Source organism: Bradyrhizobium sp., assembly GCF_049581145.1.
Classification (GTDB): Bacteria; Pseudomonadota; Alphaproteobacteria; order Rhizobiales; family Xanthobacteraceae; genus Bradyrhizobium.
The window spans coordinates 1-1,810 of record NZ_JBAURI010000366.1 but is presented as its reverse complement, the minus strand read 5'-3'; the positions used below and the strand labels follow the sequence as shown (position 1 = coordinate 1,810).

Sequence of the window (1,810 nt, the reverse complement as noted above, 5' to 3'; positions counted from 1 at the left end):
TGTCCGGCGTGTGTACCAACATCGGACAAAAGTAACGGGCGGTTTCACTGCGCGCTACGATGTCCACAAGCTGGTTTGGTTCGAAATTTATGACGACGCGACTACGGCCATCACACGCGAGAAGGAGCTCAAGAAGTGGCGGCGGGATTGGAAGATCCGGCTGATCGAGGAACAGAACCCCGAATGGGTTGACCTCTATCCCGGGATATCCAAATGAGGTCTGCGGCCATGAATTCTGGGCCCGCGCATCCAAGTCGGCACGTCCCCAATTTTGACATGGACGCGGCCAACAATTTGTAATTGTCTGCTCTAAGCGGTTTGGCTGGCCGACAGCCTGAACCGAAGACGGCACCGGGAGGACGAACAACGTGAATGTCGAAAGCAAAATTGCGCGCGAGACCGTGGCCGCTCCGATTGACATCGTTCCGACCGGCGCCGCGCTTGGCGCCGAGGTGCGGGACGTCGACCTCAAGGCGATCGATGCGCGGCAATTCGCGGCGGTCAAGCACGCCTGGCATCGGCATCAGGTGCTGCTGTTCCGCGGCCAGGCGCTCGGCGACCAGGATCTCATCGCATTCAGCCGCAGATTCGGCGATCTCGACTTCGCGCCGGTGCAGGAGACCGGCCGCCGCTTCGTCGAAGGACTGCCCGAGATCTATATCGTGTCCAATGTGAAGCAGAATGGCGAGCCGATCGGCAGCCTCGGCGCCGGCGAGGCGGTGTGGCATACCGACATGTCCTATCTCGAGAAGCCGCCGATGGCGAGCATGCTCTATGCGCTCGAAGTGCCGCCCGCAGGCGGCAACACCTCATTCTGCAGCATGTACGCGATCCACGATGCGCTGCCCTCCGACCTGAAGCGGCGGATCGCCGGTCTCAAGATCAAGCATGACGGCACCTACAACAGCGGCGGTTTCCTGCGGCAGGGCGTGACTCCGAGCGACGATCCCAGGACCTCGCCCGGCGCGGTCCATCCGCTGGTCTGCACCCATCCCGACACCGGGCGGCAGATGCTCTATCTCGGCCGCCGGCGCAACGCCTATCTGGTCGGGCTCGAGCTTGCCTGTTCCGAAGCCCTGCTCGACGAGCTCTGGCGGTTGGTCGACCGCCCGGAGTTCAAATGGGAGCATGTCTGGCGGGTCGGCGATCTCGTGATGTGGGACAATCGCTGCACCATGCACCGGCGCGATCCGTTCGACGATGCGACGCGGCGTGTCATGCACCGCACCCAGATCAAGGGCAGCGCGAGCCCGGCGTGATGCGCAGGTTCGGGGCATCCAACCGGGTTCTGTCGATGCTGTGCCTGATGTACCTGATCCTCTATGTGGATCGGGTCAACATCTCCACCGCGGCGCCGCTGATCAAGGCGGAGCTCGGCCTGAGCAACACCGAGCTTGGCCTGGCGTTTTCCGCCTTCGCCTACCCTTATGCGCTGTTTCAGCTGATCGGCGGCTATTTCGGCGACAGATTCGGCGCGCGCCTGACGCTCGCAATCAGCGGCCTGATCGTGTGCCTCGCAACCGCCGCGACCGGAGCGGTCGGCGGTCTTGCCAGCCTGTTCTTTGCGCGGCTGGTGCTCGGCATCGGCGAAGGCGCGACCTTTCCGACCGCAACGCGCGCGATGGCGGTCTGGACGCCGGAGCGCAACTGGGGCTTTGCCCAGGGCATCACCCATTCCTTCGCGCGGATCGGCAATGCCCTGACGCCGCCCTTGATCGCCGTGCTGGTCGGCCTGATCTCATGGCGCGGCTCGTTCGTCGTGCTGGCGCTGTTGAGCCTGGGATGGGTGCTGGCCTGGCTGCGCTATTTC

3 protein-coding genes are annotated in these 1,810 nt (G+C 63.8%); all 3 read left to right on the top strand.

The window, feature by feature from the left end:
* On the top strand, positions 1–217 hold a 217-nt coding region (locus WCB02_RS11960), incomplete at its 5' end, for a GIY-YIG nuclease family protein (RefSeq protein ID WP_423958400.1).
* A gap of 151 nt (positions 218–368) precedes the next feature.
* Entirely contained in the window at positions 369–1,259 is an 891-nt protein-coding gene (locus WCB02_RS11955) for a TauD/TfdA dioxygenase family protein (RefSeq protein WP_423958399.1), read from the top strand.
* Positions 1,259–1,810 (top strand): MFS transporter (locus WCB02_RS11950; protein ID WP_423958401.1); only part of this gene is annotated, 552 nt, incomplete at its 3' end. The genes WCB02_RS11955 and WCB02_RS11950, both read left to right, overlap by 1 nt.